Here is a 7,186-nt window from a genome sequence, read left to right on the forward strand (position 1 = left end):
CCCTCTCCCTAGCCCTCCCCCGCAAGGGGGGAGGGAACGCAGCGGAGTGCGGGGTTACGTTCGCGCTCATCGACAGGCAAGCATCGCTCGCTCGGAGCCCCACCCCATGCTGACCATGATCGGCAAGCGCCTGATGTTCGCGATTCCCTCGCTGATCGGCGTCGTCATCGTCACCTTCCTGCTGACGCGCGCGCTGCCGGGCGATCCCGCCGCGTACTTCGCCGGCCCCGCCGCAACGAAGGAAGCCGTCGAGCAGATCCGGAAAAAGCTCGGCCTCGACAAACCGCTGATCGAGCAATTCTTCCGCTACACCAACGATCTCGCCCACGGCGATTTCGGCAACTCGCTCACCACGGGGCAGCCGGTCGCGGCCGAAATCCGTAACCGCCTGCCGGCCTCCGCCGAGCTGACGCTGCTCGGCCTCATCGTCTCCGTCGTCATCGCCATTCCGCTCGGTGTGCTCGCGGCAACGCGGCCGGGATCATGGGTCGACCATTTATGCCGGGTGACGACGACGGCCGGCGTCTCGCTACCGGTGTTCTTCACCGGGCTCGTGCTGGTCTACGTGTTCTATTTCCGGCTCGGCTGGTCGCCGGCACCGCTCGGCCGTCTCGACGTGTTCTACAGCGCGCCGCCGACGGTCACCGGCTTCTATTTGATCGATACCCTGATCGCGCGCGATTTCGAGGCGTTCCGCTCGGCGCTGAGCCAGCTCATCCTGCCCGCGACGACGCTCGCGATTTTCTCGCTGGCGCCGATCGCGCGCATGACGCGCGCCTCGATGCTGGCGGTGCTGGCCTCCGAATTCGTCCGCACCGCGCGCGCGAGCGGCCTGTCGCCCTCGACCGTCATCGTCACCTATGCCTTCCGCAATGCGATGCTGCCCGTCATCACCACGCTCAGCATGGTGTTCTCGTTCCTGTTGGGCGCCAACGTGCTGGTCGAGAAGGTCTTCGCCTGGCCGGGCATCGGCTCCTACGCCGTGGAAGCGCTGATCTCGTCGGACTTCGCGCCGGTGCAGGGTTTTGTCCTCACCATGGCGGTGATGTACGTGCTGCTCAATCTCGTGATCGACATCTTGTACGGCGTGATCGATCCGCGCGTGCGGCTGGAGGGATAGCGCATAATGGTCGCGTTCGATGCGAGCCACGCGAACGGTGCGCTCCCTCCCCCGCTTGCGGGGGAGGGTTGGGGAGAGGGTTTCTCCTCGGTCGAGAACCCCCAAGAGGATAGAGCCCTCACCCGCGCCTTCGGCGCGACCTCTCCCGCAAGCGGGAGAGGTGAAGCCAGTTCGCGGCTCGTCCGGTCATCCCAACGCCCAGGAGTGAAGCTATGAGCTCCGTTGCGCCTGCTGTTGAACCCGTTGGTCCCGCGCGGACGTCGGGACTGTCAGCGATCCTCGAGCAGACCCGTTACGTTCTCAGCGAGAACAAGGTCACGGGTTTTGCATTCGCGCTGCTGATCCTGATCCTGGTCGCGGCGATCTTCGGCCCCTATGTCGTGCCGTACGATCCGCTCGCCTCCGATACGGCTGCGGCGCTCAAGCCGCCGTCGGCAGCGCACTGGTTCGGAACCGACCAACTCGGCCGCGACATTTTCAGCCGCGTCATCGTCGCAACGAGGCTCGACACCTTCATCGCGGTCGCCTCGGTCGTGCTGGTGTTCCTGATGGGCGGCCTCGCCGGTATCGCGGCGGGCTATTTCGGCGGCTGGACCGATCGCATCGTCGGCCGCATCGCCGACACCATCATGGCGTTCCCGCTGTTCGTGCTCGCCATGGGCATCGTCGCCGCGCTCGGCAACACCGTGCAGAACATCATCCTCGCCACCGCCATCGTGAACTTCCCGCTCTATGCCCGCGTCGCGCGTGCCGAGGCCAATGTCCGCCGCAACGCCGGCTTCGTGCAGGCCGCGCGGCTCTCGGGTAACGGCGAATTCCGCATCCTGCTGGTACATATCCTGCCGAACATCATGCCGATCATGATCGTGCAGATGTCGCTGACCATGGGCTACGCCATCCTCAATGCCGCAGGTCTGTCCTTTATCGGCCTCGGCGTCCGCCCGCCGACGGCGGAGTGGGGCATCATGGTCGCCGAAGGCGCGGGCTTCATGGTGTCTGGCGAGTGGTGGATCGCGCTGTTCCCCGGCCTTGCCCTGATGATCGCCGTGTTCTGCTTCAACCTCCTCGGCGACGGCCTGCGCGACATCGTCGATCCCCAGCGGAGGACGTGATGGTTGCGTTCCAATGCACCGCGAGCCGCGCGAGGCTCGCATGTAAGAAGGGCACATCTCTCTCGCTCCCTCCCCCCTTGCGGGGGAGGGGCGGGGAGGGGGGTAGCCCAGCAAAAGGTGCAGATGGTGCGGATGTTCGGGTGGTAGCATGCGGCGAGAATCCCCGTGTGGCACCCCCCTCCCTGCCCCTCCCCCGCAAGGGGGGAGGGAATGAGAGGCTCGTGCCCACTTCACGCATTTTCCGTTCGAAAATCCCCAATGATTCCAGTCGCCGTTCTACTGTGCATGGGGTTGTTTTCAACCTTTTGATTGACGGGACGCCCGCATGACCGCCCAACCCCTGCTCGACGTCCAGGACCTCACGGTCGAATTCACCACCCGCCGCGGCATCGTGAAGGCGGTGCAGCACGTCAACATCTCCGTCGCCAAGGGCGAGACGCTGGCCATCGTCGGCGAGTCCGGCTCCGGCAAGTCGGTGACGTCCTACGCGGTGATGCGCATCCTCGACCGCGCCGGCAAGATCGCCGAGGGCTCGGTGATGTTCTCCGGCATCGACGTCAAGGCCGCGACCGAAGACCAGATGCGCGATCTGCGCGGTCGCGAAGTCTCGATGATCTTCCAGAACCCGCGCGCGGCGCTGAATCCGATCCGGAAAGTTGGTGACCAGATCGAGGACGTGCTGCGCACCCATGTGCAGCAGGCGCAAGTGGCCGATCACGGAGAAAAGGCGATCGAGGCGCTGGAGCAGGTCAAGATCGCCCGCCCGCGCGAGCGTTACCACGCCTATCCGTTTGAGCTGTCGGGCGGCATGTGCCAGCGCGTCGTCATCGCGCTCGCGCTGGCCTGCAATCCGCAATTGCTGATCGCGGACGAGCCGACCACGGGTCTCGACGTCACCACCCAGAAGGCGGTGATGGACCTGATCGTCGAGTTGACCAAGCGCCGCGCGATGTCGACTATCCTGATCACGCATGATCTCGGCTTGGCCGCAGCCTATTGCGACCGTGTCGTCGTGATGGAGAAGGGCCGCGTCGTCGAGACCGCCAAGGCCGCCGACATCTTCGCGAACCCGCAGCACCCCTACACCAAGAAGCTGATGCGCGCGACGCCGCGCCTTGGCGTGTCCTTGCGGGACCTGTTGCCGGAGGAAGAGAGTTCAGCCGTCATGGCCGGGCTTGCCCCGGCCGTCCATCACACTTCGCAAAATTCATCTCAGTCGATGGACGCCCGGGGCAAGCCCGGGGGTGATGAGAATTCGAAGCCTCTCCTCCTCATCGAAAAGCTGGTCAAGGAGTACCCCCGCCAGGGCGCCACGGCCACGCTCGGAAAACTGTTCGGTCGCAAGCCGCCGGTGGAGCCGGACGTGTTCCGCGCCGTCGACGGCATCAGCTTCTCGATCGGCCATGGCGAGAGCGTCGGCCTCGTCGGCGAATCCGGCTGCGGCAAATCGACCACGTCGATGATGGTGATGCGGCTGCTCGACCAGACCTCCGGCCTGATCCAGTTCGACGGTGAGGACATCGGCGGCATCCAGCCTGCCGCCTTCGCCCGGCTGCCGCAGCGCAGCCGCATCCAGATGGTGTTCCAGGACCCGACCGACAGCCTCAACCCGCGCTTCACCGCCGCGCGCGCCATCGCCGACCCCATCATGCAGCTCGGCGATATCAAGGGCCGTGACGCGCTCCGCGCCCGCTGCGAGGAACTGGCGACCATGGTCGGCCTGCCGCACAATCTGCTCGATCGCTTCCCGCACCAGCTCTCCGGCGGCCAGAAGGCCCGCGTCGGCATCGCCAGGGCGATCGCGCTGCATCCCAAGCTGGTCATCCTGGACGAGCCGACCGCGGCGCTGGACGTCTCGGTGCAGGCCGTCGTGCTCAACTTGCTGCAGGATCTCAAGGCGCGGCTAGGTATGAGCTACCTGTTTGTCTCTCATGATTTGAATGTAGTGCGCTTGTTGTGCGATCGTGTCATTGTGATGCGGACGGGACGGATCGTCGAAGAGGGCTCTTCCGAGAAGGTCCTGAGCGATCCGCAGGACGACTACACCAAGGAGCTGCTGACGGCGATCCCGCATCCGCCGTTGCCGGTGCACTGAGATCAGCTTGAGAGAGTGATGGCCGAACCTCTGGACGAATATATCGACGCCGTGTCGAAAGCGCTGGCGCTGCCTGTCGAGGAGGCCTGGCGGCCCGCGGTGCGCGCCAATCTCGAAGTCTCGCTGCGGCTCGCCCGCCTCGTCGACGAATTCGCGCTGCCGGACGAGACCGAGCCGGCGCCGATCTTCACGGCCTGATGCTGCCATGACCACCAAGCCAGAGATGACGGCCGCCGAGATCGCGAGTGCGGTCGCCGGTCGCAAGATGTCCGCGCTCGATGCCACGGAAGCAGCCCTCGCGCGCATCAAGCAGCACGACGGCATCCTCAACTCCTTCACCGATGTCACCGCCGATCGCGCGCGTGCAAAAGCCCGTGCGATCGATGCGGACATCGCCGCCGGCAAGGACGTCGGTCCGCTCGCGGGTGTGCCCTTCGCGGTGAAGAACCTGTTCGACGTCGCCGGCCTGCCCACGCGCGCCGGCTCGAAGATCAACCGCGACCTCGCGCCGTCCAAGCGCGACGCCACGCTGATCGAGCGCATGGAAGCGTCCGGCGCCGTGCTCGTCGGCGCGCTCAACATGGGCGAATACGCCTACGACTTTACGGGCGAGAACGTCCATGATGGTCCCTCGCGCAATCCGCACGACACGACGCGGATGACGGGCGGCTCGTCGGGCGGTTCGGGCAGCGCCGTCGGCGGCGCGCTGGTGCCGATCGCGCTGGGTTCGGACACCAACGGCTCGATCCGCGTGCCCTCGTCGTTCTGCGGCATCTTTGGCTTGAAGCCGACCTATGGCCGGCTCTCGCGGGCGCGATCGTTCCCGTTCGTGGCGAGCCTCGATCATCTCGGCCCGTTCGCGCGCTCGGTCACCGATCTCGCGCTGGCCTATGACGCGATGCAGGGGCCGGATGCCGACGACGGCGCCTGCACCACGCGCGGGCTGGAGCCGACGCTGCCGCTGCTCGCCAACCCGGTCTCGGATTTGCGTATCGCGATCGCCGGCGGTCACTTCCAGAAGAACGTCTTTCCGGAAGCCGTCGAGGCCGTCAGCCGCGTCGCCAAGGCGCTCGGCGCGACCAAGGTCGTCGATGTCCCCGAAGCCTCGCGCGCCCGCGCCGCGGCCTATGTCATCACCACCACCGAGGGCGCCTCGCTGCATCTCGATCGCCTGCGCAAGCGGCCGAACGATTTCGATCCCGCCGTGCGCGACCGGCTGATCGCCGGCGCGATGGTTCCGGCGGCGCTGGTCGACCGCGCGCAGAAATTCCGACGCTGGTATCGCGCGCAGCTCGCCGAGATCTTCAAGACCGTCGACGTGCTGATCGCGCCGGCGACGCCCTGCACCGCGCCGAAGCTCGGTCAGGTCAATTTCAATCTCGACGGCGTCGAGCTGCCGGTGCGCGCCAATATCGGCATCCACACCCAGCCGATCTCCTTCATCGGCCTGCCCGTGGTGGCGGTGCCGGTGCCGCTCGAGCCGCTGCCGATCGGCGTGCAGATCATCTGTGCGCCCTGGCGCGAAGACATCGCGCTCCGCGTCGCCTACGCGTTGGAACAGATGGGCGTCGCATCCGCGCCTGCACCGAGAGGACTTTGAAATGGAGATCGATCTCCCCGAGGTGATCGCGGAAGTCAAAGCCGCGTTCGAGCGCTATGAGCAGGCTCTCGTCACCAATGACGTCGCCGTGCTCGGCGAGCTGTTCCGCAACGATCCCCGCACCCTGCGCTATGGCATCGGCGAGAACCTCTATGGTTACGAGGCGATCTCCGGCTTCCGTGCCGGCCGCTCGCCGCTCGGGCTGAACCGGCGCACCGCCAAGACGGTGATCTCCAGCTATGGCCGCGATACCGCGGTGGCCTCCACCTTGTTCTATCGCGACACGGCGCCCGGCAAGGTCGGCCGGCAGATGCAGACGTGGATTCGCTTCCCGGAGGGCTGGCGCGTCGTCGCCGCCCATGTCAGCATCATCGACGAGCCGAAAGAGACCGTATGACGCTTGACGATCTTCCGCCCGGGACACTGCCGGCCGAGCCGGTGGTGCCGCGGGTCGACCGGGCGCAGCCCAGCGTGCACAAGGTCACGCGCGCCGAGGAGCTGCGTCTTCAGCTTGCCGACGAGATCGTCCGCGGAACCCTGGCGCCGGGCGCGCCGCTGGACGAGACCGACATCGCGCGCCGCTTCAGCGTGTCGCGGACCCCGGTGCGCGAGGCGCTGCGGCAACTGGTGGCGAGCGGCCTGGTCGAGGCGCGGCCCCACCGCGGCGCGGTGGTGGCGCAGCCGTCGATCGAGCGACTCAAGAGCATGTTCGAGGCGATGGCGGAACTCGAGGCGCTGTGCGCCGGGCTTGCCGCCGAGCGCATGTCCGCCGCCGAGCGCCATGCGCTCGAAGCCATCCACGAAGAGCTGCGGGTGCTGAGCTACGCCGGCAATCCCGATCGCTTCCACGAGGTCAACGAGCGCTTCCACAACGCCATCTATGCGGGATCGCAGAACGGCTACATCGCCGAGATCACGCTGGCGACGCGCGTCCGTGTGCAGCCGTTCCGCCGCGCCCAGTTCCGCAACCTCGGCCGTCTCGCCAAGTCGCAGGCCGAGCACGATCGCGTCGTCGTCGCGATCATGCGCGGCGACAAGCAGGGCGCCGCCGCCGCGATGCGCGCGCATATCGAGCTGGTGCGCGGGGAGTATGAGATCTACGCGGTGTCGGTGTAGGGCGCGCCCGTGTCCCGGACGCGGTGCAGCGCGGGGACCCATCATCCATCTCGCACAGCAGCTCTATGGGTCCCTGTGTCTTGAAAGTCTGTCAGGATGGGTTGGGCGGGAAGCCGTTGGGTCCTTGGCGCTTGACGCCGTGA

At 66.6% G+C, this 7,186-nt stretch carries 7 protein-coding genes; all 7 read left to right on the forward strand.

Features of this window, described 5'->3' with window-relative positions:
- Positions 1–106 precede the first annotated feature (106 nt).
- The 7 genes from JQ617_RS37850 to JQ617_RS37880 all read left to right on the forward strand — a co-directional run bounded on the left by JQ617_RS37850 (position 107) and on the right by JQ617_RS37880 (position 7,043).
- Positions 107–1,120, forward strand: a complete 1,014-nt coding sequence (locus JQ617_RS37850; RefSeq protein WP_145657084.1) for an ABC transporter permease — start codon at positions 107–109, stop codon at positions 1,118–1,120.
- 212 nt (positions 1,121–1,332) lie between these two features.
- Positions 1,333–2,232 carry an ABC transporter permease gene (locus JQ617_RS37855; RefSeq protein WP_212030793.1) on the forward strand — a complete coding sequence of 300 codons (900 nt, stop codon included), beginning with the start codon at positions 1,333–1,335 and terminating at the stop codon, positions 2,230–2,232.
- A 325-nt stretch (positions 2,233–2,557) separates the two neighbouring features.
- Positions 2,558–4,327 (forward strand): dipeptide ABC transporter ATP-binding protein, encoded by a 1,770-nt coding sequence (locus JQ617_RS37860; protein WP_212030794.1) that lies wholly within the window; start codon positions 2,558–2,560, stop codon positions 4,325–4,327.
- Between the two features lie 18 nt (positions 4,328–4,345).
- Positions 4,346–4,525 (forward strand): DUF4089 domain-containing protein, encoded by a 180-nt coding sequence (locus tag JQ617_RS37865; RefSeq protein ID WP_063686316.1) that lies wholly within the window; start codon positions 4,346–4,348, stop codon positions 4,523–4,525.
- Positions 4,526–4,532: 7 nt separating this feature from the next.
- The gene (locus JQ617_RS37870; RefSeq protein WP_212030795.1) at positions 4,533–5,927 is read left to right on the forward strand and encodes an AtzE family amidohydrolase; all 1,395 of its coding nucleotides are present in this window, start codon (positions 4,533–4,535) and stop codon (positions 5,925–5,927) included.
- Between the two features lies 1 nt (position 5,928).
- Positions 5,929–6,324: an oxalurate catabolism protein HpxZ gene (gene hpxZ / locus JQ617_RS37875; protein WP_212030796.1), complete on the forward strand. Its 396-nt coding sequence runs from the start codon at positions 5,929–5,931 to the stop codon at positions 6,322–6,324.
- Positions 6,321–7,043, forward strand: a complete 723-nt coding sequence (locus JQ617_RS37880; RefSeq protein ID WP_212030797.1) for a GntR family transcriptional regulator — start codon at positions 6,321–6,323, stop codon at positions 7,041–7,043. The genes hpxZ and JQ617_RS37880 overlap by 4 nt, the downstream gene beginning before the upstream one ends.
- Positions 7,044–7,186: the final 143 nt, after the last annotated feature.

It is taken from the genome of Bradyrhizobium sp. KB893862 SZCCT0404 (assembly GCF_018130885.1).
GTDB lineage: Bacteria > Pseudomonadota > Alphaproteobacteria > Rhizobiales > Xanthobacteraceae > Bradyrhizobium > Bradyrhizobium stylosanthis.

What these genes read in the sequence shown, in the direction of transcription:
- JQ617_RS37865 (WP_063686316.1), top strand. Translation starts at nt 4,346, where the DNA reads ATGGCCGAACCTCTGGACGAATATATCGACGCCGTGTCGAAAGCGCTG.
- JQ617_RS37880 (WP_212030797.1), top strand. Translation starts at nt 6,321, where the DNA reads ATGACGCTTGACGATCTTCCGCCCGGGACACTGCCGGCCGAGCCGGTG.
- JQ617_RS37870 (WP_212030795.1), top strand. Translation starts at nt 4,533, where the DNA reads ATGACCACCAAGCCAGAGATGACGGCCGCCGAGATCGCGAGTGCGGTC.
- hpxZ (WP_212030796.1), top strand. Translation starts at nt 5,929, where the DNA reads ATGGAGATCGATCTCCCCGAGGTGATCGCGGAAGTCAAAGCCGCGTTC.
- JQ617_RS37860 (WP_212030794.1), top strand. Translation starts at nt 2,558, where the DNA reads ATGACCGCCCAACCCCTGCTCGACGTCCAGGACCTCACGGTCGAATTC.
- JQ617_RS37855 (WP_212030793.1), top strand. Translation starts at nt 1,333, where the DNA reads ATGAGCTCCGTTGCGCCTGCTGTTGAACCCGTTGGTCCCGCGCGGACG.
- JQ617_RS37850 (WP_145657084.1), top strand. Translation starts at nt 107, where the DNA reads ATGCTGACCATGATCGGCAAGCGCCTGATGTTCGCGATTCCCTCGCTG.